This window comes from Bacillus sp. FSL K6-0923 (assembly GCF_038630825.1).
Classification (GTDB): domain Bacteria; phylum Bacillota; class Bacilli; order Bacillales; family Bacillaceae; genus Bacillus; species Bacillus pumilus.
Map to the genome: position 1 here is coordinate 3,664,162 of NZ_CP152044.1, position 26,782 is coordinate 3,690,943.

The 26,782-nt window shown below is 43.2% G+C and carries 20 protein-coding genes; 14 read left to right on the plus strand and 6 right to left on the minus strand.

Annotated features, from left to right (window positions below; all coding sequences use genetic code 11):
• Positions 1-240 precede the first annotated feature (240 nt).
• From MHI16_RS18790 to MHI16_RS18845, 12 genes are all read left to right on the plus strand, one after another.
• Positions 241-1,122, plus strand: coding sequence for an alpha/beta hydrolase-fold protein (locus tag MHI16_RS18790; RefSeq protein WP_058013211.1), 882 nt, complete (start codon positions 241-243; stop codon positions 1,120-1,122).
• Between the two features lie 7 nt (positions 1,123-1,129).
• Entirely contained in the window at positions 1,130-1,915 is a 786-nt protein-coding gene (locus tag MHI16_RS18795) for a 2,3-dihydro-2,3-dihydroxybenzoate dehydrogenase (protein ID WP_058013210.1), read from the plus strand.
• A 26-nt stretch (positions 1,916-1,941) separates the two neighbouring features.
• Positions 1,942-3,123: an isochorismate synthase DhbC gene (gene dhbC / locus MHI16_RS18800; RefSeq protein ID WP_058013209.1), complete on the plus strand. Its 1,182-nt coding sequence runs from the start codon at positions 1,942-1,944 to the stop codon at positions 3,121-3,123.
• A 24-nt stretch (positions 3,124-3,147) separates the two neighbouring features.
• Positions 3,148-4,767 (plus strand): (2,3-dihydroxybenzoyl)adenylate synthase, encoded by a 1,620-nt coding sequence (locus tag MHI16_RS18805; protein WP_268466921.1) that lies wholly within the window; start codon positions 3,148-3,150, stop codon positions 4,765-4,767.
• A 19-nt stretch (positions 4,768-4,786) separates the two neighbouring features.
• The gene (locus MHI16_RS18810) at positions 4,787-5,692 is read left to right on the plus strand and encodes an isochorismatase family protein (RefSeq protein ID WP_058013207.1); all 906 of its coding nucleotides are present in this window, start codon (positions 4,787-4,789) and stop codon (positions 5,690-5,692) included.
• Between the two features lie 15 nt (positions 5,693-5,707).
• A complete protein-coding gene (locus tag MHI16_RS18815) occupies positions 5,708-12,856 on the plus strand; it encodes a non-ribosomal peptide synthetase (RefSeq protein WP_268466922.1) in 7,149 nt (2,382 codons plus the stop codon).
• A 20-nt stretch (positions 12,857-12,876) separates the two neighbouring features.
• Positions 12,877-13,104: an MbtH family protein gene (locus tag MHI16_RS18820; RefSeq protein WP_058013205.1), complete on the plus strand. Its 228-nt coding sequence runs from the start codon at positions 12,877-12,879 to the stop codon at positions 13,102-13,104.
• Positions 13,105-13,227: 123 nt separating this feature from the next.
• Positions 13,228-14,904: a helix-turn-helix domain-containing protein gene (locus tag MHI16_RS18825; RefSeq protein WP_058013204.1), complete on the plus strand. Its 1,677-nt coding sequence runs from the start codon at positions 13,228-13,230 to the stop codon at positions 14,902-14,904.
• A 45-nt stretch (positions 14,905-14,949) separates the two neighbouring features.
• Complete coding sequence (locus MHI16_RS18830; RefSeq protein WP_058013203.1) at positions 14,950-15,915, plus strand: ABC transporter substrate-binding protein; 966 nt, start codon at positions 14,950-14,952, stop codon at positions 15,913-15,915.
• Between the two features lie 78 nt (positions 15,916-15,993).
• Positions 15,994-16,728, plus strand: a complete 735-nt coding sequence (locus tag MHI16_RS18835; protein WP_058013202.1) for an alpha/beta hydrolase-fold protein — start codon at positions 15,994-15,996, stop codon at positions 16,726-16,728.
• A 72-nt stretch (positions 16,729-16,800) separates the two neighbouring features.
• Entirely contained in the window at positions 16,801-16,947 is a 147-nt protein-coding gene (locus MHI16_RS18840; protein ID WP_003214589.1) for a YycC family protein, read from the plus strand.
• A 22-nt stretch (positions 16,948-16,969) separates the two neighbouring features.
• Positions 16,970-18,184, plus strand: a complete 1,215-nt coding sequence (locus tag MHI16_RS18845) for an MFS transporter (RefSeq protein WP_058013201.1) — start codon at positions 16,970-16,972, stop codon at positions 18,182-18,184.
• 41 nt (positions 18,185-18,225) lie between these two features.
• On the opposite strand, the gene rplI is transcribed toward MHI16_RS18845, so the two are convergent.
• Genes rplI through MHI16_RS18860 form a run of 3 tightly spaced genes read right to left on the minus strand, consistent with a single transcriptional unit; the run spans position 18,226 to position 21,620 of the window.
• Positions 18,226-18,675, minus strand: a complete 450-nt coding sequence (gene rplI, locus MHI16_RS18850; protein ID WP_044139055.1) for a 50S ribosomal protein L9 — start codon at positions 18,673-18,675, stop codon at positions 18,226-18,228.
• Positions 18,672-20,651, minus strand: coding sequence for a DHH family phosphoesterase (locus MHI16_RS18855; protein ID WP_058013200.1), 1,980 nt, complete (start codon positions 20,649-20,651; stop codon positions 18,672-18,674). Before MHI16_RS18855 ends, rplI begins: the two co-directional genes overlap by 4 nt.
• Positions 20,652-20,681: 30 nt before the next feature.
• Positions 20,682-21,620, minus strand: a complete 939-nt coding sequence (locus MHI16_RS18860) for a YybS family protein (RefSeq protein ID WP_152982309.1) — start codon at positions 21,618-21,620, stop codon at positions 20,682-20,684.
• A gap of 302 nt (positions 21,621-21,922) precedes the next feature.
• On the opposite strand from MHI16_RS18860, the gene MHI16_RS18865 reads away from it, so the two are divergent.
• Positions 21,923-22,852, plus strand: a complete 930-nt coding sequence (locus MHI16_RS18865; RefSeq protein ID WP_058013199.1) for a manganese-dependent inorganic pyrophosphatase — start codon at positions 21,923-21,925, stop codon at positions 22,850-22,852.
• Positions 22,853-22,896: 44 nt separating this feature from the next.
• On the opposite strand, the gene MHI16_RS18870 is transcribed toward MHI16_RS18865, so the two are convergent.
• The 3 genes from MHI16_RS18870 to MHI16_RS18880 form a co-directional block, all read right to left on the minus strand.
• Positions 22,897-23,754, minus strand: a complete 858-nt coding sequence (locus tag MHI16_RS18870) for a DUF3298 and DUF4163 domain-containing protein (RefSeq protein ID WP_058013198.1) — start codon at positions 23,752-23,754, stop codon at positions 22,897-22,899.
• The gene (locus tag MHI16_RS18875) at positions 23,755-24,249 is read right to left on the minus strand and encodes an RNA polymerase sigma factor (protein WP_058013197.1); all 495 of its coding nucleotides are present in this window, start codon (positions 24,247-24,249) and stop codon (positions 23,755-23,757) included.
• Between the two features lie 149 nt (positions 24,250-24,398).
• Positions 24,399-25,055: a hypothetical protein gene (locus MHI16_RS18880; RefSeq protein WP_058013196.1), complete on the minus strand. Its 657-nt coding sequence runs from the start codon at positions 25,053-25,055 to the stop codon at positions 24,399-24,401.
• Positions 25,056-25,160: 105 nt separating this feature from the next.
• Between MHI16_RS18880 and katX the strand changes: the two genes are divergently transcribed.
• Positions 25,161-26,750, plus strand: a complete 1,590-nt coding sequence (gene katX, locus MHI16_RS18885; RefSeq protein ID WP_058013195.1) for a catalase KatX — start codon at positions 25,161-25,163, stop codon at positions 26,748-26,750.
• Positions 26,751-26,782 lie beyond the last annotated feature (32 nt).

The window sequence follows — 26,782 nt, forward strand, 5'->3', positions numbered from 1 at the left end:
TCAAATCATTTGTTAGTGAGTTAGTCCTTTATTTTCTGAATATTAGAATAAAAAAACCAAGTACACAACTTGATGAACATTTGACTTCATAATTGATAACCATTATCATTTGTTTGCGGATAGTTGAGAATCATTTTCATTTGGAGGAGCCATTCTTCAAGTACTACACTCATCCCATAGCTACAAGCCTGCTTTTATCATCGTATGAGAGTCGAATTTGAGGAAGGAGATTTGTCACATATGTCCAAACGCCCTGAAGGAATGGGTACTGAGGATTCATTTTTCGGAGAAAGCCGTCCTTTTTTTATACCCGAGACGGAGCAACTAGATATCACAGCACACCCATACAGACTTTTTATATTTAAACCGAATACTACTCCTCCAGCGGCTGGTTTTCCAGTCATGTACGTGCTTGATGGGAATTCACTTTTTGGCACAATGGTCGAAGCCATTCGTTTACAGTCAAGAAGACCTGAAAAAACAGGTGTTGTACCTGCCATCATTGTTGGAATTGGCTATCAGACAGATGCGCCCTATCATCCGCTCAGGCATTATGATCTCACTCTTACCAGCCCTGACGCTTCCATCGGGGGCAAAAGAAAAGACTTCTCCATCCATACATATGGCGGGGCCTCTGCTTTCTTTTCTTTTTTAGAAAAGACTGTGAAGCCTTATATCGAGCAACGCTTTCCGATCAACAAGAGTCGTCAAACACTTTTTGGGCATTCTCTTGGCGGTCTTTTTGTATTACACACACTATTTGAGCACCCTGATGCTTATCAGACATATATTGCAGGCAGTCCTTCTATCCACTGGAACAAAAAATTATTTCTAGAAAAAGAACACCAATTCACCAACCGCATACGTCAGGTGCCTATGAATGTCAGGCTGCTTGTAGGTGTAGGTGAGTTAGAAAAACATCATCCATGTCAAATGAATGCTCATGCAAAGTCACTAGCAAATCGTATGCTGCCTTTATCCTCATATGGCTTACATACGGCTTATCACGAGTTCCCTGAAGAAGGACATACGTCCGTTTTACCGGTGCTGATGAATTACGCTTTTCGTTTTGCGCTCTATCATGATGATCTTTTAACAACCACAGACATGAAAGAAAGGTAGTGAACGTATGAAACATAGTGGTCTATCTCAAAAGATTGCCCTTGTCACAGGCGCAGGGCAAGGTATCGGACAAGCAGTCGCAAAAAGACTAGCCGATGAAGGTGCGATCATTGCAGCAGTTGACGCAAATGAAGATCAGCTTCAAAGCACCGTCCATCAAATGAATGATGAAGGCTTACGTGCCTTTGCCTATCCAGGTGACATTACCGATCAAGCATCTGTTCAGCACATTGTCAAACAAATTGAAAAACAGCTTGGACCCATTTATTTACTAGTCAATGTAGCAGGCATTCTTCGAATCAGTTCCATTGACCAGCTTAGTGCAGAGGACTGGCAACAAACCTTCGCAGTCAACACACATGGTGTCTTTTATGTATCACAAGCTGTCTCCAAATACATGATGAAAAGATCAGCAGGGGTCATTGTGACCGTCAGCTCTAACGCAGGTGCCATTCCTAGAATGAACATGGCTGCCTATGCCGCTTCAAAGGCAGCAGCTACTTCCTTTACAAAAACGCTTGGATTAGAGCTGGCAGACTATGGAATCAGATGCAATGTTGTCTCTCCTGGCTCTACCGCAACACCTATGCAATGGGCTTTATGGTCTGATGAACAAGGAGCAGACCATGTGATCAAAGGGTCATTAGAGACGTATAAAACCGGTATTCCATTACAAAAAATCGCTGATCCTCAAAACATCGCTGATGCAGTCATCTTCTTTGCGTCTGAACAATCCAGTCATATTACGATGCAGAATCTCACGATTGATGGTGGCGCAACACTCGGAATCTAGCATTTCATCAAAAAGGAGGCCTTTTCATGAAACATTCATTATTGCCGTCAGAAGAAAAAGTACAGTTGATTCAAGACTATCAGCCAGGCGCTTTTTTCCTTGCTTCCCCTAAACGTACAATACTTGCAGAAGGGATTTTCCAGCATATTGAAACCAATCAGCTCAATGAACTCTCCAAAAGGGTAGCGCACGTATTTGACACTGCCAAACAAGCTGGTATTCAATCACCAATTATTGCTGGTGCTGTTCCGTTTGATCCGGCGCAACCCGTTCGTTTAAATGTGCCAATCCATGTACAGTTTAGTGACCCACTCGAATTTCATCAAGGTGATGAGGAATCGGAAGTGACATCGCCATCCTATGAGGTGACACCTGTCCCTTCTCCTGAAGTCTACATGAATGGTGTGAACGAAGGGTTAGCTAAAATTGAAAAAGGAGAGCTTAGCAAAATCGTCATTTCTCGATCTCTCCATCTCAAATCAAATCAAGACATTCATACGAAAGCAATACTCGAACGGCTGGCTCGTCACAATACGACTGGCTATACGTTTGCTGCAAATGTAGCTGATCCGAAATCTCCCCAAAAGCGCACACTTCTTGGGGCAAGTCCTGAGCTGCTTCTTTCAAAAACGGGTTCATCTGTGATTTCCAATCCACTCGCTGGTTCTCGGCCGCGTAGTTCAGATCCAGTAGAAGACCAGCGCCGTCACGATGAACTCCTTACTTCAGCGAAGGATTTACACGAGCATGCAGTGGTTGTCGACGCTGTCACTAAAGCGCTTACTCCTTACTGTAGTAAGTTAGATGTGCCTGTATCACCATCCGTCATACAAACAGAAACGATGTGGCATTTATCTACTGTCGTAAAAGGTGAATTAGCAGATTCCAGTGTATCCTCAATTGATTTAGCGCTGAGCCTTCATCCAACACCCGCAGTATGCGGAACACCTACAGCAGATGCACGTGAAGCAATCCAAGCGATTGAACCCTTCGATCGAGGATTTTTCACAGGAATGATCGGCTGGGCAGATGCAAATGGTGATGGTGATTGGATTGTCACCATTCGTTGTGCAGAAGCTGAGGGTCAATCCCTTCGCCTCTTTGCTGGTGCAGGAGTGGTCAAAGGATCTAAAGCAGAAGAAGAGCTAGCCGAAACATCTGCAAAATTTAACACGATGCTTCGTGCGATGGGCATCTATCAGCTATAAAAATACATAGGAGATGACAAAGACATGTTTGTTCAACCACCTACATGGCCAGAAGAATTTGCAAAACGCTACCGTGAAAACGGCTGTTGGCGTGGAGAAACCTTTGGCGGTATGCTTCGTGAACGTGCCGTATCGTTAAGGAATAAAACTGCGATTACATACGCTGATACGCACATGAGCTACCAAGAACTTGATGAGCGCGTCAGCAGTCTTGCCGCCGGTTTCCATCAGCTTGGAATTCAAAAGGGCAGTCGAGTTGTCGTGCAGCTTCCTAACATTCCTGCTTTTTTTGAAGTCATTTTCGCTTTATTTCGAATCGGTGCTTTACCCGTCTTCTCACTGCCATCTCATAGAAGCAGCGAAATCACTTATTTTATTGATTTTGCCGAAGCAGACGCATATGTCATACCAGATATCCATGATGGCTTTGATTATCGATCACTCGCACGTCAAGTGAAAGAAAAGCTTCCCTCATTCCCTCATGTCATTGTTGCAGGGAAGGCTGAGGAATTCCTTGACTTGGATGATCTGCGCAAGGACCCAGCACTTGATCCTCAAATTCATGTAGAGGCAAGTGATATTGCATTTCTTCAGTTATCAGGAGGCAGCACAGGCCTTTCTAAGCTCATACCTCGTACACATGATGACTATATGTATAGTCTTTGGAAAAGCAATGAGGTGTGCGAGCTCACAAAAGATAGTGTGTATTTAGCTACACTTCCAGTTGCGCACAACTATCCATTAAGCTCGCCTGGAGTCCTTGGGACGTTATACGCAGGTGGAAGAGTCGTTCTTGCACCTGGATCAAGTCCTGATGTCGTCTTTCCACTCATTGAAAAAGAACGGGCAACAATTACCGCAGTCGTTCCGCCTATTGCATTGATCTGGCTAGAAGCCGCTCCACATCGATCAGATGACTTATCGAGTCTTGAGGTCTTACAAGTCGGTGGTGCTAAATTAAGCGCCGAGGCAGCAAAACGAGTGATGCCTGCCCTTGGGTGTAAGTTACAGCAAGTTTTTGGCATGGCAGAAGGTCTGGTCAACTATACCAGATTGGATGATCCTGAACATGTCATTATCCATACACAAGGTCGTCCAATGTCTGAATATGATGAAGTACTAGTGGTAGATGATGAGGACAAGCCCGTCCCGAATGAAGTGGCTGGACACCTTTTAACAAGAGGACCTTATACGATTCGCGGCTACTATAAAGCCGATGAACAAAACAAGAAAGCATTTACACCCGATGGCTTTTACAGAACAGGTGACATCGTGCGATTAACAAAAGAAGGAAATGTGGTAGTAGAAGGCAGAGACAAGGATCAAATCAATCGTGGCGGCGAAAAGGTTGCCGCTGAAGAAGTTGAAAATCATTTACTTGCGCATCCTGACATTCATGATGCCGCCATGGTGTCCATGCCAGATCCGTTTCTTGGCGAACGCTCATGTGCCTTTGTTATTGCGAAAGGAAACAACAAGCCAGCACCACACGCCTTAAAGTCATTTCTAAGAGAACGCGGGCTCGCTGCCTATAAAATTCCCGACCGCATTGAATGGATCGATGCGTTCCCACAAACAGGTGTAGGCAAAGTCAGCAAAAAAGCATTAAGAGAATTAGCTTCAATCCATACTGCCAACGTATAAAAAAAGAGGAGTGAAAACCATGGCAATCCCTACTATTCCTGCGTATCCAATGCCAAGCATACAAGATTTACCCGAAAATAAAGTGAACTGGATCCCTGATCCGAAGCGTGCTGTCCTGCTGATACATGACATGCAGCAATATTTTTTAAATGCATTTCAACAAGATACATCACCGATCACAGAGTTAGTGCAACATATTGAACAATTACGTGATACATGCAAAGAACTTGGCATTCCTGTCGTCTATACAGCTCAACCTGGTGACCAAGACCCGAAGGATCGTGCCTTATTAACAGATTTTTGGGGGCCTGGACTTGGTGATGATGAAGCATTGACAAAAATCATTGATCAGCTTGCTCCATCTGAAGCAGATACAATGCTGACAAAATGGCGTTATAGCGCATTCAAAAAATCCAACTTTTTAGATCTTCTTCACGAAGGCGGACGTGATCAACTGATCATTACTGGCGTATATGCACATATTGGCTGTATGCTAACAGCCGCAGAAGCATTCATGCTCGATATTGAAACCTTTTTTGTCGCCGATGCCGTTGCTGACTTTTCACTTAAGCATCACAAAATGGCAATGACCTATGCAGCTGAACGCTGTGCGGTGACCACAACGACCAATCAAATCATTCGTCGTTTAACAGGACAGGAAGCAGAAGATGACCTATCCTTTGATACCATCGTTCACCAAGTAGCTGAGTATCTCCAAATCAATCCAAATGAAATACCGCTTGATGAGAATCTCGTCTACCTTGGCCTTGATTCAATTAGAATGATGAGTCTAGCGGAAAAATGGAGACAGCAAGGGGCAACAGTCAATTTCGTTGAGCTTGCAGCAAATCCAACGCTCACGTCTTGGCGGACTCTTCTCTTCCCAGAAAAACAGCCATCTATCCCAAATATCGATTACTTGTAAAGGAGGTATAGACCCTTGTCGATCCAGTCAGTCGATTCATTCCCACTAACCGGTGCCCAATCAGGCATTTGGTATGCGCAGCAGCTTGATCCATCTAATCCTATTTTCAATACAGCTGAGTATATAGATATTAAAGGTCCAATTGATCCCGTACACTTTGAAGCAGCCATTAGAAAGACTGTTATAGAAGCAGATTCCTTGTATATGCGCTTCGTTGAGGATACTGACGGTCCAAAGCAATGGTTGATATCTAAGAAAGAGATTCCATTTCAATATATCAATTTACAAAATGAAAAACAGCCGTTTGATGCGGCTAAAGCATGGATGAAGACAGACCTTGCAACACCAGTCTCTTTAGAGAAAGATGTATTATTCCGTGAAATACTTTTTCAACTTGCTGACGACCGTTTTATCTGGTATCAGCGCATTCATCACATTGCCATTGATGGATTCGCCTTTTCGCTCATTGCACGTCGTGTTGCTGAGATCTATTCAGCCCTATCGAAAGGGACTTCTGTGCCTCCTCAAACATTTGGAGCCTTACTTGACGTAGTCCAAGAGGAGATCACCTATCAACAGTCCAATCGGTATGAAGATGATCGAGTTTTTTGGAAAAATCGCTTTGCTGATCAACCTGAAATTGTCAGTCTTGCTGAGCTTGCCCCAAGAACGTCGGATCATTTTATCCGCAAAACGGCTAGCTGCGATGCCGAAAAGGTAAGCAAAATGAAAAAAAATGCTCAATTTTTCGGTGGTACGTGGCATGAAATGATTCTTGCGGCATCCGCTCTATATATGCATCGTATGACGGGTGCACATGATATTGTTTTAGGATTACCTGTTATGATGCGCCTTGGATCGTGCGCCTTGCAAACACCCGGAATGGTCATGAACCTGGTACCGCTTCGTTTAACATGCAAACCAGAAATGACGCTCTCAGCACTTGTTCACCAAGTATCTGATGAACTGAAAGCCATTCGTCCTCATCAAAGATATCGTCATGAAGACATGCGGAGAGACTTTAAACTCATCGGAAGAAATCAACGATTATTCGGCCCGCAGATCAATATCATGCCATTTGATTATGATCTCAAGTTCGATCAGAGCATTGGTCAAGCACATAATCTTTCAGCAGGACCCGTAGATGATATATCGATCAACATATACGACCGCGCAGATGGGAACGGATTTCAAATCGACTTTGATGCAAACCCTGCCGTTTACAAAGAGCAAACAATTGACGCTCATCAGCAGCGTTTTCTTCAATTGCTGGAGGAAATAACCGGACTAGAGCAAGATCAGACAATCAGTCAATTCAACCTTCTTTTGTCTGAAGAAAAAGAGAACATTCTCAAGCACTGGAATGATACAAAACGAGAATTACCAAAAGAATCTTTACGAGAACTATTTGAAAAACAAGTCAGCAAAACCCCACAAGCAAAAGCATTACAGTTTGACGAAATCACTTTGACCTACGAAGAGTTGAATCAGCGGGCTAATCAATTAGCTCATTATTTGAAAAAGCGCGGCATTGGACCAGAACAATTTGTCGCAATGGCTCTGCCTCGGTCCATCGATATGGTCGTAAGTCTATTAGCCGTCGTCAAAACAGGGGCCGCCTATCTGCCACTAGACCCTGATTATCCTAACGATCGTGTCGCCTATATGCTAGAAGATGCCAAACCGGCGTGCTTGCTCACAGTCAAAGAGACAGCAGATCGTTTTGACCATTCACACATCATTCAACTGGATGATGCAACTACTCATCAGGAGATAGCTGGCAGTCCGCGCCTTAATCCGACTTGGAACGAAGGCTCCCCGCATCACCCGGCTTACATCCTCTACACGTCAGGATCGACAGGTAAACCAAAGGGTGTTGTTGTAACAAAGAGAAATGTGATCAACTTTATATTGTCCATGCAAGATTCATTTTTATTAGATCAAGGGGACCAGCTTTTAGCGGTAACGACCATTGCCTTTGATATTTCCGGGCTGGAAATGTTCCTCCCGCTTTTACATGGTGCCGCTATATTATTAGCAAAAAAAGAAACAATACAAGAACCAGCAAAGCTTTCAGACATGATTCGTTCTCATCATGTCACAATCATGCAGGCAACACCAACGTTGTGGTATGCGTTAGCAGATGATTACCCTGACGTGATAACAGGTATGCGTGTTCTTGTTGGAGGAGAAGCACTCCCTGCCTCCCTTTTGCACACATTACAATCTCTTCAATGCGACATTACCAATTTGTACGGACCTACAGAAACGACGATCTGGTCTACCATGGAAAATGTCACAGCACATCGAGAGAATAGTGGACCGGCGATTGGCAAACCCATTTGGAATACGAGCATTTACATTTTAGATGAAGGACTAAACCCAGTCCCAGCAGGATCAATCGGTGAACTTTATATCGCAGGTGAAGGAGTATCCAGAGGATATCTTGGACGTTATGACTTAACGGCTGAACGATTTGTCGCTGATCCATTCGGCACAAAAGGCAAGAGAATGTATCGCACTGGTGATTTAGCCAGATGGCGTGAGAATGGCTCGATTGATTATATTAGCCGTGCTGATCATCAAATTAAAATTCGCGGCTTCCGTATTGAACTAGGTGAAATTGAGACAGTCATTATGCAGCACCCAGCCATAAAGCATACGTCCGTTATCGTTCGGGAGGATCAACCTGGACAACAGCTGCTTTGTGCGTATGTTGTGCTGACAGACGACTCTTCTCTTCACCCTTCAGAGCTTAGGCAGTTTGTGGCTGCGTTACTTCCAGACTACATGGTGCCTTCTGCTGTTGTCTTTTTGCCGGAACTGCCACTTACACCAAACGGCAAAATCGATCGCAAAGCATTGCCAGTGCCAAATATGTCTTTAGTTAGTTCTGAGCGTACACCTAGAACACCCCAAGAAGACATGTTATGTAGTTTATTTGCAGAAACCCTTGGCGTATCTCAAATTGGCATAGATGATAGTTTCTTTGATTTAGGCGGGCATTCTTTACTTGCCGCTCGTCTGCTTCGACGTATACGCGATACATTCGGTGCAGACTTAAGCATGAGCACCATTTTTGAATCACCTCGAGTCGCTGAGCTTGCACAGCACTTAGATAAAGCAAAGGACATTCGGCCGCCGCTTCAGGTAGAAAAAAGGCCAGATGAGATTCCGTTATCCTTTGCTCAGAAACGGCTCTGGTTCCTTCATTGCCTTGAAGGGCCAAGTCCAACTTACAATATTCCACTTGTCATTCAGCTGACAGGTACATTAGATCAAAAAGCTCTCATTGGTGCTTTAGCAGATATCACTGAAAAACATGAAACCCTTAGAACCATCTTTCCAAATAAGAACGGCATGCCAAGACAGGTTATTTTACACCCGAAAAGTGTTCAGCCTGAACTCCACGTCACAGGTTCAAGTGATCAACAAATTGATCATCAGTTAAACGAAGCCATTCGCTATAGCTTTAATATTGAAGAAGAACCTGCACTTCGAGCTGAATTATTCATACTTGATGCAAATCGATCCGTGCTGCTTCTATTGCTGCATCATATCGCTGGTGACGGCTGGTCACTTGCACCATTGACACGAGACTTAGCTGCTGCTTACGAAGCCCGTATACAAGGAAAATCAATCTCCTTGCCAGCCGAACCTGTTCAATATGCTGACTATGCTATTTGGCAGCAGAAGCTGTTGGGCAGTGAAGAAGAGACGGATAGTCTATTTGCCAAGCAGCTTACCTATTGGACAGGTGCCTTACATGACCTGCCTGAAGAACTGGAGCTTCCCTATGACTACCCGCGTCCACAGGAAGGAAGCTTCAACGGTGCTACGATCGACTTTACGATTGAGCCCGCTTTACACCAGCTGCTCCTTGAACTTGCAAAGCAGCATCAGGTGAGCTTGTTCATGGTGCTTCAAGCATCACTTGCAGCATTACTGACACGTCTTGGGGCGGGAACAGATATCCCTATTGGCAGTCCAATTGCTGGGCGGAATGACGATGCACTTGACGACATTGTGGGATTGTTTGTGAATACACTAGTATTACGTACAAATACAGCTGGTAATCCAACCTTTAGTGAGCTATTGAAGCGAGTGCGAGACGTTGACTTAGCAGCCTATGAGCATCAGGATCTGCCATTTGAACGGCTAGTGGAAATTCTAAATCCAACCCGCTCCAGATCACGCAATCCATTGTTCCAGGTCATGCTTGCCTTCCAAAATACACCGAAGGCGGAAATGAAGCTGACACAACTTGACTCAGATCTCTACGTGAAACCAGTAGGATCAGCTAAATTTGATCTAACCATCGAATTAACAGAACAAAGAACTGAAACTGGTTCAGCAGCAGGATTAACAGGATTGTTTGAATTCAGCACAGATGTATTTAAACAAAGTACCATTCAAGCAATCGCTGCCAGAATGAAGCGCTTTTTAACAGAGGTAGCTGAGCGCCCACATCTGCCGATTGGTCAAGTGAACATTTTATCAGATAAAGAGCGGCAAAGATTTCTACCTGACAAAAAGACATTCGCTCAGTTAGACCAAGCACATCGTCTCCCGACCTTATTTGAAAAAACGGTGCAGCAATATCCTGATCGAGTGGCAGTAACGGATGGCAAGAGGCAGCTTACCTATGAAGAGTTAAACAACAAAGCCAATCGTCTTGCTCATTTATTAATAGAAAGAGGCGTTGGACCAGAACAGTTCGTTGCACTTGCCCTGCCTAGATCAATCGATATGCTCGTCAGCCTATTAGCCGTTCATAAAGCAGGCGCAGCCTATGTTCCGCTTGATCCTGATTATCCAGTAGACAGGCTGGCATACATGATACAAGATGCCAAACCAGTTTGCAGCATCACAACAAAAGCAGCTGCATTGCATCTCCCTGCTGATTGCGATTTGATTTTGTTAGACGAAAAAGAAACAAATGATCAATTACAGATGACGCCAAATCACAATCCGGCTGATATAGACAGACTTGAGCCGCTATCTCCTCTGCATCCGGCCTATATTATTTATACATCCGGATCTACAGGAAAACCAAAAGGAGTGGTCATCCCACACCAAAATGTCATACGTCTTCTGACATCTACTGAACATTGGTTCCATTTCGATGAAGAGGATGTTTGGACAATGTTCCATTCGTATGCCTTTGACTTTTCAGTTTGGGAAATATGGGGACCCCTTTTATATGGCGGTCGGCTTGTCATTGTTCCTCATACCATCTCTCGTTCTCCAGAAGAGATGCTGCAGCTTCTAGTCGATGAAGGTGTGACTGTGCTTAATCAAACACCTTCTGCCTTCTATCAGCTCATGCAGATAGACAAGGAACAACAAACACTTGGTCAAGCATTATCACTCCGCTATGTCATCTTTGGCGGTGAAGCATTAGAGCTTAGCAGATTAGAAGATTGGTACAGCCGTCACTCAGACTGCAAGCCAAAGCTAATTAACATGTACGGCATTACAGAAACCACCGTACACGTTACGTACAATGTACTCAATCGAGACCTGATCGCAAAGAAATCCAGCAGCTTAATAGGCGAACCGATTCCTGATTTACGCGTGTACGTACTAGATGAATACCTACAGCCTGTTCCACCTGGGACGACAGGTGAAATGTATGTAGCTGGAGCTGGTTTGGCAAGAGGTTATCTAGGCAGGCCTGACCTGACATCAGATCGATTCCCTGCCGATCCTTATGGAGCACCTGGCACAAGGATGTATCGAACTGGCGACCTCGCTCGCTGGACAGAAGAAGGGGCACTTGATTACATTGGCAGAGCTGATCATCAAATTAAAATACGCGGGTTTAGAATTGAACTTGGAGAAATCGAAGCCGTTCTATCACGCCACGATGCAGTTGCACAAGTTGCCGTGATTATGCGAGAGGATCAGCCTGGCGACAAACGATTAGTCGCATACATCGTCACAACTGAAGAAGACCGTTTCGATACAGAGAATCTTCGCCATTTTGCGTCAGCCAGTCTTCCTGATTACATGGTGCCTGCGGCTTATGTACAGATTGATACGATGCCACTTACAGCAAACGGGAAGCTTGATCAAAAATCACTTCCGGCACCTCAATTGCACATACAGCAGACGGATGGCCGCGGTCCAAGAAACCCGAAAGAGGAAGTTCTATGCCACCTCTTTGAAGAGGTGCTTGATTTGCCAAAAATCAGCATTGACGATCGCTTTTTTGATATTGGCGGGCACTCATTACTTGCGGTTCGTTTAATCAGCCGCATTCGTGATGCACTTGGTGTCAAACTAAGCATCGGAACGTTGTTTGAAGCACCAAACGTTGCAAGTTTGGCAGAGAAACTAGAAACCGGAAGTGATGAAAACGCACTAGAAATCCTGCTGCCGCTACGAACAAATGGAGAAAGATATCCTCTCTTCTGTGTTCACCCAGCTGGTGGCCTTAGCTGGTGCTATGCAGGTCTCTTGAATACATTAGAGAAAGACATCCCAATTTATGGATTACAAGCACGAGGCATTGCAAGAAAAGATGACTACCCGTACACATTAGATGATATGGCTGCGGATTATATCAAGCATATCCGAACGATTCAACCAAAAGGTCCTTATCATCTTCTTGGCTGGTCACTTGGTGGAAACGTTGTACAGGCAATGGCTACACAGCTCCAGCAGCAAGGTGAAGAAATCGCTCTCGTTGCGATGCTTGATGCCTATCCAAACCATTTCTTACCGATTAAAGAAGCACCCGATGAAGAAGAAGCACTAATCGCTCTTCTTGCACTTGGCGGTTATGATCCAGATACCTTAACAGGTGAACCGCTCACGATGAAAAGTGCTGTCGACATCTTGAAGAAAGACGGCAGTGCACTAGCAAGCTTAAGTGAAGATGCCATTAGAAATCTAAAGGAAACCTATGTCAATTCAGTTCGATTGCTCGGAGAATATCAGCCAAAAACTTATCATGGGGACATATTATTCTTTAGATCTACCATTATCCCAGATTGGTTTACACCAATTGATCCCGAAGCATGGGCACCTTATATCAACGGAACCATTGAACAGCACGACATTCATTGCCGGCACAAAGACATGTGCCAGCCTAAACCCCTAGCAGAAATTGGTGTCATCTTAGACAACGCTCTGCATCGGGTCAAACAAAAGCACTAAGAATAAAGGAGAGATGACAAATGACAAATCCCTTTGATCGTGAAGACGGTGTATTTCTTGTGCTTGTCAATGAACAAGGACAGCATTCACTTTGGCCATCATTTGCACCAGTGCCAGATGGGTGGGAAAAGGTCTTTGGTGAAGACACTAGAAATGCCTGCATCGATTATATCCAGACACACTGGCAGGACTTACAGCCATTAAGCTTAACAAAAGAACCTGTGCTAGCACATGGAAAAACAGACTAAATCATCGCGCCCTGATCTGACTCAGGGTGCTTTTTTGACAGAATAAACATCACCATCATTCCGCTCTTTCTGCTACAATTTAATTGAGAATGTTTATCAACAAATAAGAGATCAGGTGGTTTCATGGGAAACAATCAATTACGTACAATGGCAAATGCCGAACAATTCATCTATCGATTGACATTTGCTGAAAAAGTAAAGAATGCAGAGCTTCCGCATAAGGAGCAGCAATTATCAGATACATTTTGCCTCCTCATTAGCATAAGCAGCAGCGGCTTACTCACGCTGAACGATCAAAAATGGCGATTGAAAAATTTAACACTCTATACAATTCTGTCTGATGAGACATTTATGTTAAAAACAAAGCCTTATCAAAAACACGAGCTCTATCTGCTTCGCTTTCAAATGTTCACGCCGCAAGGTCAACACCTAGAAGAAGTATCAACTGAACATGCCCGGTCTTTACTGAATGTATGGCAATTTATCGATATTAGCTCAATTGAACAAATTCATTCTTTACTGTCCGAAATGACAGAGGAATGGAAAAGACATGAATCCGTTAGCTTTTTTAGAAGCCAAACCCTTTTTCAACAGCTCATCCTGCAGCTTTTCACACTGCATAATGAAGATATTTGTGACACGACACATGCCCTTTTCAAAACAAAACAATATATTGATCAACATTCCGAAGAACCCCTCAGCCTTACAAGTCTATCTCAAATGGCTGGCATCAGCGCCAATCATTACAGTGAGCTATTTAAAAAGCATTTTAATGTGAGTGTCACTGATTATATCACCAAGAAAAGGATGGCTAGAGCCAAACAGTTAATGGCAAAAGGCAACGCAAAGCTCAAAGACATTGCACTGGAAATCGGCTATCAAGATCCCTATTACTTTAGCCGCATCTTTAAGAAAAAAACGGGCATGACCCCTTCTACTTATATGAAAAGCCGTCAGCGGAAAATTGCAGCCTATGGCCATTCCATACTCGGTCAGCTCACACCCATTCATATCATCCCGTATGCTGCCCCTCTTCATCCTAAATGGACAGCACATGATTTTGAGCATCATGCAGAAGAAATCCCGATTCACCTGAGTGCACATCGGATCAACGAGCACGCTGAATCCAATTTACAGCAATTAAAGGAAACAACACCTGAGCTGATCATTGCCAATGATCATGTGACAGAAGAAGAAAAACAAGTGTTGAAAACCATCTGTCCTGTTCACTTTGTTCCATTCACCCAATTGGATTGGCGCACTCAATTCAGACAAACAGCTATGTTCCTAAACGAAGCGAAGGAAGCAGAAGAATGGTTGATTCATTATGAGGAGCTCGTCATTCAGGCGAAAAAGACATGCCTTTTTGATCATCCACCAAAAACCGTCCTGCCTCTTCGCATCTTTCAAGATCAACTCTACTTGTCTGTAAATCGCACCATGTCAGAAGTGATTTTTCATGATATTGGTCTTCTGCCAGCTTTTCAGAATGATGGACAGCTAATAGAAAAGAAAATCACCATTCGCTCCATACAACAGCTAGATCCAGACGCCATCTTCCTCTACTTGCATAAGGAGCCAAAAACCCTTGCTTTTTATCAAAAGTTAAAGCAACAGGAAGATTGGCAAAATCTCAAAGCTGTGACGCAGCAAGCAGTCTATCCACTAGCATCTGACCCTTGGCGTGAATACACAGCAGCCAGTCATCAACGAGTCATTCAGGACCTTTTATCTTTTTTTTCCGTAAAAAGTCCATCATTTGACAGAGAATTGTCTATGGATAAAAGGACAAAAGCCTAATACAATCTTTAATTGAGAACAATTATCAGTTAAAGGAGAAAACAAATGAAAAAATGGTTAGCATTGCTTATCCTTTGTATCATGACGATCACCACAGCTGCCTGTGGTGCTGCAGAAAATAAACCTGCTTCAAACACAACCAAAAGCAAGTCAGCTGAAATAGCAGAAACAAGCATCAATTACTTAGATCAAACGTACAAACTCAAAACGCCAGTGAAACGAATTGTCATTGCTGGAAGCCTAGAATCAATGGAAGATGCAAAATTACTTGATATCGAGCCTATTGGTGCTTCTACAGTAGGCGGCGCATTCCCTGAATTATTTAAAGACATCACAGCGAAAACAGAAGGCATCGGTGAAAAAACAGAACCGAATCTAGAAAAAATCTTAAAACTAAAACCAGACGTGATACTCGGATCAACAAAGTTTCCACCTGCAACAATCAAAAAATTGGATAAAGTCCAAACAACGATCCCAGTATCCCATGTCTCTTCTGACTGGGAAAGCAATCTTTTATTGCTCGGTACACTTACTGGAAAAAGTGAAGAAGCGAAAAACATCATTTCTGATTATCAGAAAGACCTCAAACAAGCGAAAGAAACCCTGAAAGACAAAAGCAGCAACAAAACAGCTGTCATTTTACGCATTAGACAAGGCGACCTGTACGTGTACCCTGAAGACGTATACTTCAACTCTACCTTATATGGGGACTTAGGATTTACAGCACCAAGTGATATCAAAAAAGCCAAAGCACAAGCATTGATTTCATTGGAGCGCCTGGGCGAACTCAATCCTGACTATATTTTCGTTCAGTTCTCTAAAGAGGAAAACTCATCGAAACCTAACGCATTAAAAGACTTAGAGAAAAATAAAATTTGGACAAGCCTAAAAGCTGTGAAAAATGGGCACATCAATGAAAATGTCGTTGATCCTATGCTTCAAGGAGGAACTGCACTAAGCAAAACAACCTTCCTTGATAAGGCCGTCAAATGGTTAGAGAAAAACAACTAAAAAAAGAAGACAAAGGGTTAATGTTTAGCCCTTTGTCTTCTTTTCAGCTTATTTGAGAATCTTGAGGAGTGAATACATATGAACGGAACGTTTCTATATGACGAGTTTAACGAGCGTCAGCTTGATATTTACGTTCCACAGGACACCTCTATTAATGTTCCAGCTGTCTTTGTACAAGATGGCTCTTCTTTGTTTAGAACACACCTGCTAGAGATCGAAAGACTGATCGAATCCAAAACCATCTCTCCAATCATCATTGTCGGCATACACCCCTTCAATCGACTTGACGAGTATACACCATGGAAGGCGTCATCACTGCACTCTGGGTTTCCTGACTTTAAAGGCGAGGCACAGACGTATGTGTCATTTTTAGCGAATAACTTGCTCCCATATATCAAAAGAAAATATCCAGTCAAACAGACCTGTCATGAACATAGTCACATAGGTGCTTCATTAGGTGGGCTATTTGCAATTTATACTTTATTGATGTACCCTGCTCTTTTTAAAAACATCGCATCTATCTCTGGGTCATTTTGGTATCAAGATTTTCTGCCGTTTGCTAAACAACAAAGCATTCAGTATGTGGATCACCTTATTTATTTGTCTGTGGGCAGTGAAGAAGGTAAAGGCAAAACATCTGCTCAACAGCACATGCCTTTATTCAATAAACAACTACATGACCTTTTATTACAGAAAGGGATGCAGGAATGGCAGCTGCACTATCACATCGAACAAGGGGAGGGCCATCATCTGAAACAATTTCAAAAAAATTTCTTATCAGCCCTAAAGTGGTTTTATCAAAGAGAACGCTAATTTTTTATCTGCATGGCACAAAGCCGATATGATATATTGGAACTTATAGATTAAAAGAGGAGGGATTTGCGTATGAGACCTTTACAAATCTCAGCCGATACAGCGCAAAAACTTGCGGCATCACTTAATGTACCCATTGAACAAATCATGCATATGCCGCAACATATCTTAATCGCTAAACTAGCAGAACTTGAACAGAAGAAAGATCGTTCTTCTTAAAGAAATAAAGGAGTTTACATTCATGGAACAACAACTAGAACAATCAACATTACATCCCCGCAGCAAGGGACAAACCATCCTTCTGATTGCTGGGATTTTACTCATTGCATTTAACCTGCGGCCTGCCATTACGTCCGTGGGACCTCTCATCGGCGCCATTCGTTCCGATTTGCAGCTTTCAAATGGACTTGCGGGTTTTCTCACCACTTTACCACTGCTCTCATTCGCATTGCTTTCTCCAATTGCACCTAAAATCGGAAAGCGTCTTGGCAATGAACGAACCCTTTGGCTTGGGCTTGCTGTCCTTCTATTTGGGATTGTGATTCGCTCGTTTGGCTCGATCACCTTCTTAATGGTGGGAACCGCGCTTGTCGGTGTCGGGATTGCGATATGTAATGTGCTTTTACCGGGGCTCGTAAAGCATAAATTTCCTGCACATGCTGGTTTGATGACGAGCGTGTATACGACTTCGATGTCCGTCTTTGCGGCACTTGCATCAGGTGTCAGTGTTCCGCTCAGCCATACGATGCCTGGCGGCTGGAATACTTCATTCCTCGTATGGGCTGGCCTTGCACTTCTCGCGATGATGGTCTGGGCGCCGCAGCTTCTTCATCAGAACACAGCGGCCGTCAAAAGCATTTCGCTCAAAGAGCAGCCGATATGGCGTTCGCGTGTCGCATGGCAGGTGACCTTTTTTATGGGCTTGCAGTCATTCCTTTTCTATAGCAGCATCGCCTGGTTTCCTGATATCTTAACATCACATGGAATGAACCTGTCGACAGCCGGCTGGATGCTGTCCATTATGCAGTTTGCTGGGCTGCCATCAACCTTTTTAGCGCCTGTTTTTGCAGAAAAGTTAAAAACACAAAGACCGCTTGTCTTCGGTCTTGTCCTTGTGTATTTACTTGGTATGATCGGACTTCTTCTCGGAGGATCGACGCCTATTCTTGTGATCTCTGTTTTATTGATCGGCATTGGACAAGGTGCCAGCATCAGTCTGGCGCTCACTTTTATCGGTTTACGGACGACCAATCTGGAGCAAGCCGCTGCCCTCTCCGGAATGGCGCAGTCTCTCGGTTATTTATTAGCCGCCGTTGGTCCTTTCATGATCGGTATCCTTTTTGATCTCACACATACATGGACGCCATCCATTATCATCTTTATCATCATCTTATTTTTCATGCTTTTATCCGGTATGCGTGCTGGACGAAACGTCTATATATCAGATCCATCATAAAAAAGAACCCGCCTCCTCATGAGAGACGGGTTCTTTACTGTTTATGCTTGTTCTGTCACGTGTACCTTTAATGTTGCTTGTACCTCAGGATGAAGCTTCACCGGTACATTTGTGTAACCTAATGCACGGATGGCGTCATTTAGCTCGATTTTGCGCTTATCGACTTTGATTTGATGATCCTTTTGCAATTTATCAGCGATTTGCTTGCTTGTAATTGATCCAAACAAACGGCCGCCTTCACCTGATTTTGCTGTTAGTTCCACTGTTAGCGCCTCAAGTGTTTCTTTTAGTTGTTTCGCTTGTTCAAGCTCTTGGATGGCATTCTTTTTCTCTTTGTTCTTCTGCCCTTCCAATGCGCTTAGGTTCGTTGGGTTTGCTTCAACTGCTAACCCCTGTTTGATGAGAAAGTTGTGAGCGTATCCGTCAGCGACATTCTTGACTTCGCCTTTTTTCCCTTTGCCTTTTACGTCTTTTAGAAAGATGACTTTCATCTTTGAACCCCTCCTTCGAAATATTCATCAATGGCAGCTTTTAACTGCTCTACCGCTTCTTCAATGGTTATACCATACATTTGGGTTGCAGCGTTAGTTAAATGACCGCCGCCATCTAACGCTTCCATGATAATTTGGACGTTGATGTCCCCTAATGATCTTGCACTAATGCACACCGTGTTGTCATCTCGTCTTGCGACAGCAAATGACGCTTCTACCTCACTCATTGACAACAGAGAATCAGCCGTCTGGGCAATCGTAATTTGATCATAATACTCCGAGCTGTCTGACGGTAATGAAGCAATCGCCACCTGATTTTGATACAGATCTGTATGCTGAATGAGTTTTGCCCGTTTGATGTAATGATCGACGGTCTCTTTTAGGAATTTTTGCACAAGGACAGGATCTGCCCCCTTCGCACGAAGATAGGAGGCTGCATCAAACGTTCTTGATCCCGTTCTCAGCGAGAAACTCTTCGTATCAACGATGATCCCTGCGAGAAGCGCAGTCGCTTCAATCATGTTAATGCGCAATTTCTTCGGCTGATACTCTAAAAGCTCTGTCACAAGCTCTGCTGTGGATGAAGCATACGGCTCCATATAGACAAGTAATGGATCACGGATAAACTCCTCGCCGCGTCTATGATGGTCAATGACCACAACATTTTCAATTTTATTGAGCAGTCGTTCTTCCATAACGAGAGACGGTTTATGTGTATCCACGACCACCAGCAGCGTGTCATCCTTTGCAAGCTCCATGGCTTCCTCTGGGGTGATAAAACGTGACCAAAGATCTTCATAATTCTTAATTTCACTAATCAAACGTTGAACACTGTCCCCAATCTGGTTGGCATCAATGACAATATAGCCTTCTTTCCCATTGGCCTGGGCGACCTTTAAAATCCCAATGGATGCACCAATCGAGTCCATGTCTGGGAACTTATGTCCCATGATCATGACATTGCTGCTTTCAGATACAATTTCTTTTAAAGCATGAGAAATGACTCGTGCGCGTACACGTGTCCGTTTCTCCATTGGATTCGTTTTCCCGCCGTAGAATTTCACTTTTCCATTCGGCTGCTTAATGGCTACCTGATCCCCGCCTCGTCCGAGGGCAAGATCAAGACTCGACTGCGCAAGTGCCCCAAGCTCTTTTAAAGAAGGCACGGACGCACCGATCCCGATACTCAGGGTAAGCGTCGCACTATGCGCTCCTGTTTTCTCACGGACCTCGTCTAAAATAGAGAATTTCGACGCTTCCAGCTCTGCTAAAATGCTCTCATTTAGAACCGCCATAAATCGTTCGGACGAAATTCGCTTCAGGAAAATGCCATATTCCTGTGCCCAATTGTTTAACAGAGACGTCACTTCACTATTAATGGTGCTGCGTACCTGATCGTCAAGACCCTGCGTGACATCATCGTAATTGTCTAAAAAGATATAAGATAACACCGTTCGTTCATTTTCGTACTGTCTTTCAATCTGTACCTGTTCTGTGACATCAAAGAAATATAAAAGGCGCTCTGACCGTTTAATAATGACTTTGAATTTCCGGTCATTCAGTGTCACATTTTCTGTCTCGACCTCTTGTTTAATCAGAGGCACAATGGACTCGAATGTATCATACAAGGATCTGCCGACAAGCGTGCTTTCATGAAAACACGAAGCGAGAAATGGATTTGTCCATTCGATATAATACTGGTCATTAAACAGCATAATACCAATTGGCATTTCCATTAATGCTTCTTCTCCAACCTTTTTGACTCGATAGGATAATGTTGAAATATATGAATCAATCTCTTTTTGCACTTGCGTATCTGCCCACTTTAAGAAGTAGAGCACACCTGCAAGGACTAATAGACCAACCGCTCCTATGATCCAATTATAATAAAGGTTGAGGAGGACTGTGACCACCGCAAGGACAATCAAAGCGATGATCGGATACTTGATGACAGGTTTTCTATAGAAGCTTGGCACTGATATCAACTCCTCAACATTCAGAGTGAATTATTTGTTTTTTACTTTTTCTCTTAAATCAAAGCCTATGTCAGCAATCCCTATAATACGCACAATCACACCGACTGGCGGATAGAGAACCCCTAACACGATAGCGAAAATGGGCACCGCTTTTGAGATGCTTTTTTCATGGCAATAATAGAAGATAAAAGAAAATCCCTGAATAAGCACCAGTATAAATAAAATTTGAAAAGCACTCGTTTGAACGAGCCATAAAAAGCTGCCTTTTTCCGTCTGAATCAGCATCAAAAGCAGTGTGAGTAAATAATACCATACCATGCTTTTTGGCAGCCGCATATCCTTAAATTTCTTCAAGGCTGGCATGTCTTTGACAAACCGTTTGATCAGAGGCTGCACGAACCAGTGATTCACGAACGCCGTCAGCGTAACTAACATCAACAGAGCGACAGGTAAAGCACTCAATGCGGAATCCTGTATCTCCCTGAACTGCTTCAGCTGCTTCGCAATGTCCTGCTCAGAAGCACCGGATTGCTTTAAGGCACTCTCTAACATTGGAATCAATTGCTCAATCGACTCTTTCGCGACACTCATAATATCGACTTGAAAAAGCTGAACACTGACAACAAAGGAGATAAGGAAACTGAATAAATAGATCAGCGCACCTGCAATGATGGCATTCCCAGGCTGCCGTCTGCTGTAGAAAACACCCATGCCTAATCCGACAGCAATCAGAATTGGTGCAGTCATGAGTCCATTAATAGACCCAATTAAAAAGCTGATCACTATCCCAATAGCGCCAGCAGCAATTCCTTTTTTCAAACCGTGCCTGATTGTATAGAGGATGATCGGAATCGGAGCAGCCAGAAAGAAAATAATGGATAATAGCGGCACATACAAATAAAACAGCGTCATGACAGAGAAAATACTGATCATGATAGCGCCCTGTACTAACGCTTTTGTTTGTTTCACACCTTCACCTCTATCCAATCCTTTTACTATATCTTGCTCAATGTGTCCTTCTATGTATACGTACGATGTAAGCTACACCATGTCTTACCCCAACCTTTATTTTACCATAGCGGTAAATCGCAAGTAAAATGCAGTCTATCTTAGGAGCGTTTCACGTGGAACACTGATACCAATTCGTACATGCAACTTTTCAAACAGCATGTTACAATTTTTTAGATTATTCTTAGCTATAAACCCTGAATTCAAGGACAAAAGCTGTTAGAATAGAAACATCATCAATAAATGTAAGAAGGAGAATTCACATGGGAAAAACACTCGTATTCGGACACAAAAACCCTGACACAGACACGATTTGCTCTGCTATCGCTTACGCTGATCTAAAAAACAAAATCGGCGTCGAAGCAGAAGCGGTCAGACTTGGAGAAATCAATGGAGAAACACAATACGCATTAGATTTCTTTCAACAAGATGCACCTCGTTTCATTGAAACGGCTGCAAACGAAACAAAGCAAGTCATTCTTGTCGATCATAACGAATTCCAACAAAGTGTAAGTGATATTGATCAAGTACAAGTGACTGAGGTCATTGACCATCACCGTATTGCCAACTTTGAAACAAGTGAACCTCTATACTATCGCGCTGAACCTGTTGGCTGTACAGCAACAATCTTAAACAAAATGTACAAAGAGAACCAAGTGAAGATTGAAAAAGAAATCGCTGGTTTGCTTTTATCTGCAATCATTTCTGATTCCTTGTTATTCAAATCCCCAACATGCACACAACAAGACATTGATGCTGCGCATGAGCTAGGTAAAATTGCAGGGGTAGATCCAGAAGTTTACGGTCTAGACATGCTAAAAGCTGGCGCTGACCTAAGCCAAAAAACGGTTCAAGAATTAATTACAATTGATGCAAAAGAATTCGCACTAGGCAATAGCAAAGTGGAAATTGCGCAAGTCAATACAGTAGATATTGCAGAAGTTACAGCAAGACAGGCTGACATTGAAGCGAAAATCAATGAAGTCATCGCAGCGAAAGGTCTTGATCTATTCGTTCTAGTGATCACAGACATTCTAGAAAATGACTCTCTTGCACTTGCACTCGGTACCGAAGCGGCAAAAGTAGAAAAAGCATTTAACGTCACACTTGAGAACAACACCGCTTTACTAAAAGGTGTTGTCTCAAGAAAGAAACAAGTCGTACCTGCACTGACAGACGCACTTTCTTCATAAACACAAAAAGACTGCTGACCTGTTCAGCAGTCTTTTTTCTTCTTTTAATGAATGTACATATCGCTGACAAGAATATCCTTTAACACACTTGTTGGAATCGTGAATTCAACTACACCCATGTAACCAGGCGCCACATCATATTCATTAAAGGAAATCACCAGTTTGCCTTTTGAGTTGATATAGAAGCTTTGATCTGGCTGAATCTTCTTAAACGGATCAACCGTATCTTGCTTGGTAATCCAGTAAATCTTATTTGAATCCTCTTTCATCTGTTTCTTCATTTGTTTTTTAATATTTTCACTAATCACATCAATATACCGATCATCTTTAAACAAGCTTGGTAATGTAATGAGTACATGGTTTTTCTTATCCACCGTATCATACGTCATTTCCTCTGCCGCAGAAGCCTGAGTCGTCACCTTGTATCGACCTAGTGAAAGAATTTGATCATTGTTTGTTTTCACTTCATATCCGCTCTCTACACTCAAATGACCATTTTTATAACCCTTTGTTTCCTTTTCAAAATCTTGATACAGCTTTTTGTTTTCAGCTAAATATTTTTGATTCAGGCTGTCTTGTAATTTTCCGTCCCCAAGCCCTGAAACATGTGGTGTTTTGAGGTCAATATTCGTTCCTTGATCGCTCTTTTTAAATTCTGTGAATGTCACGACTTTCACTAGCTCGCCAATGACAGGAATCTCCGAAATCGCTCTTGCCGCCTGCGGGCTGACATTCACAGTCGTGACAAATAAAGCAGCCGCAGCAACAAGTCCGATCGTCCATTGCTGAAAATGAGGTTTTTTATTTTTTCGTTTTAATGTTCGTTCAACCATAGCATCAAATTCCGGCGGAATAGGGATTTCTAAATATTCCTCTTTTAACTGTTTCAAATGCTTATCCATTTATATTTCCTCCTGCGATAATTCTACTTTTAAAAGCCGCAACGCTTTATATAATCTTGTTTTGATCGTGTTTTCGTTTTCTTCGAGAATGTGGGCGATGTCCTCTAGTTTTAAATCTTCAAAGAATCTCAAAATAATGATGACCCGGTACATGTCGGGCAAATCCTCTATGGCTCTTCTGACATCTTGATCTTCATAGACATCTGATTCACCCTGTGATAAGAACTCAAGTGTATCATCGTCTGTCACCTGCACCCGCTTCTTCTTTCGTAAAAAATCTAGGGCAGCGTTCACCACGATTTTATAAAACCAGCTATGCATTTTGGCCGCATCCTCTAATCGGTGAACAGATTTGAGTGCTTTATGAATCGCCTCTTGAACGACATCCATCGCATCTTCCGGGTTTTTGACATAACTATAGGACAATCGATAAAAACTGTGTTTATGCTCCATTACGTAATCAGCAAATTGATCCTCAATTTTTCGTTTCTTCATTTTACAAAGAGCTCCTTTATCTTAAATGCGCATCGGTTATTTCTTACAATGGATAGACGCGCACCTTTTGAAAATAGTTTGCGCTCGATTATTTTTTTAACATGTCATTCCATTTCCGTTTCTATACAAAAAGAGCGAACCAGACAGGTTCACTCCTTCAAAGCGGATATTGTTTGATGGACAAATTGTTTAAGTGGGGAAAGCGGGTGAATGATCGGAATGCCTGTCTCCTTTTCCATCTGCTGTGCCGCATGAACCATTGATAGCTGCATCACGCAAATGTCTCCACTTTTTTTCATACATCTTCTGAGCTGCTTTTTAATTTGCTCCTCATAAGCGGACATATCACCGTTTAGGCAAAGGTGAAAGACATCCTCCATTACCATAACCTCTGCATCAATTTGTTTGCCGTGCTCTTTTGCATATGACTTTAGCCGCTCCATAGTCCCATCCACTGTATCCGGGTTTGAAAACACAAGTTGAAGAGGCCCTTTTCTCTGACAAATCAGCTCAAATAACGGTTCATCGATCGGAACAATCGGTTGTTTAATGAGGTGCTGCTGATCGCCCAAAGCGGCAATATATTGTGTACACGTGAGCAAAATGATGTCGGCTTCATCTTCTTTCATCAATTTGTTGATGGCATAGGTTTGCTGCTTGTGAGGGTTAAAATCTGGATCTTGTGTGGCACGTTCTATAAATGATGAATCAACCGTGTGATGCAGCTCAATTTCAGTATCACGAAACACGTCTTCTATATAGGACTGATTAGACGGATGGGCATGAAGGCAGTGTAATCGAATCATCAGGTTCGCTCCTCGTGAAAGTTTTCAATCATTATATCAATCCTTGTATGAAATAGGGAGAAAGATGACCATATTGTTAGGGAGATATTGAAGGAGGGATTCGAAATGAAAGAAGATCAACACCCTAAGCCATCCTCAGAGTCAGAAGACACTTTAACAAATCGGCAAGGTCACCCCGTAACAGACAATCAAAATATGAGAACCGTTGGAAATAGAGGACCAACTACGCTTGAAAACTACGATTTCCTAGAAAAAATCAGTCATTTTGATCGCGAACGTATTCCCGAACGTGTCGTCCATGCGCGCGGGGCGGGAGCTCACGGTTACTTTGAAGCCTATGGCACATTCGGTGATGAACCTATTTCTACTTATACAAGAGCAAAATTATTTCAGGAAAAAGGGAAAAAGACACCTGTTTTCGTCCGTTTTTCTTCTGTCATTCACGGCGGTCATTCGCCAGAAACATTGCGCGATCCGAGAGGGTTTGCAATTAAATTTTATACAGAAGAAGGCAATTGGGACCTCGTTGGAAACAACCTGAAAATTTTCTTTATCCGAGATGCTTTGAAGTTTCCAGATTTGGTTCATGCCTTTAAGCCCGATCCTGTTACGAATCGGCAGGACGGCGAGCGTATTTTTGACTTCGTCTCGCAATCTCCTGAAGCGACACATATGGTGACATTTCTCTTTTCACCATGGGGCATCCCAGCAACCTATCGGCACATGCAAGGCTCAGGTGTCCATGCCTACAAATGGGTGAACCATGAAGGAAAAGCGGTGCTGGTCAAATATCACTTTGAACCGAAGCAAGGTATTCGCAATCTGACACAAGAACAGGCTCAAGCGATACAAGGTGAAAACTTTAATCATGCCACACAGGATTTATATGAGGCCATTGAGCAAGGCGATCATCCTGAATGGGAGGTCTATGCACAGATCATGGAAGATGATGCCCACCCTCACCTTGATTTTGACCCGCTTGATCCGACAAAGCTATGGTACAAGGATGACTATCCATGGAAACCGATCGGACGAATGGTGTTAAACAAAAATCCAGAAAATTATTTCGCTGAAGTTGAGCAGGTCGCCTTTGGGACTGGCGTTCTCGTAGATGGTTTGGATTTCTCAGATGATAAATTGCTTCAAGGGCGCACCTTCTCTTACTCTGACACGCAGCGATATCGTGTGGGACCGAACTATTTACAACTGCCAATCAATGCACCGAAAAAGCATGTCGCCACGAATCAAAGAGATGGGCAAATGGAATACCATGTCGATCAAGGCAAAGGGCAAAATCCTCATGTGAATTATGAACCATCGATCCTCGGCGGATTAAAAGAAGCCAAACAGGATGGAAAGGATCATACGCCTTTTGTAGAGGGTGACGTCAAACGGGAAGCCATTGACCGCCCGAACGACTTCGGACAAGCTGGAGAAACGTATCGCCGCTTCAATGATTGGGAACGTGAGGAATTGATTAAGAACTTAGTCAACACCCTTGCGACCTGTCAAAAGGACATACAAGAGCAAATGATCGAAAACTTTACAAAGGCAGACCCTGATTACGGAAAGCGGGTCGCTGACGGCTTAAAAGCCTTCAAACAAGAACAGCCAAGCGGACCTATAGGCTCTACAGGCGCCGCACAAGCCGTGAACGAAGCAATTAACAACAGCACACCATCAGATCCTTATTAAATAAAAAAGAATGCAGCGCCTAGGCTGCATTC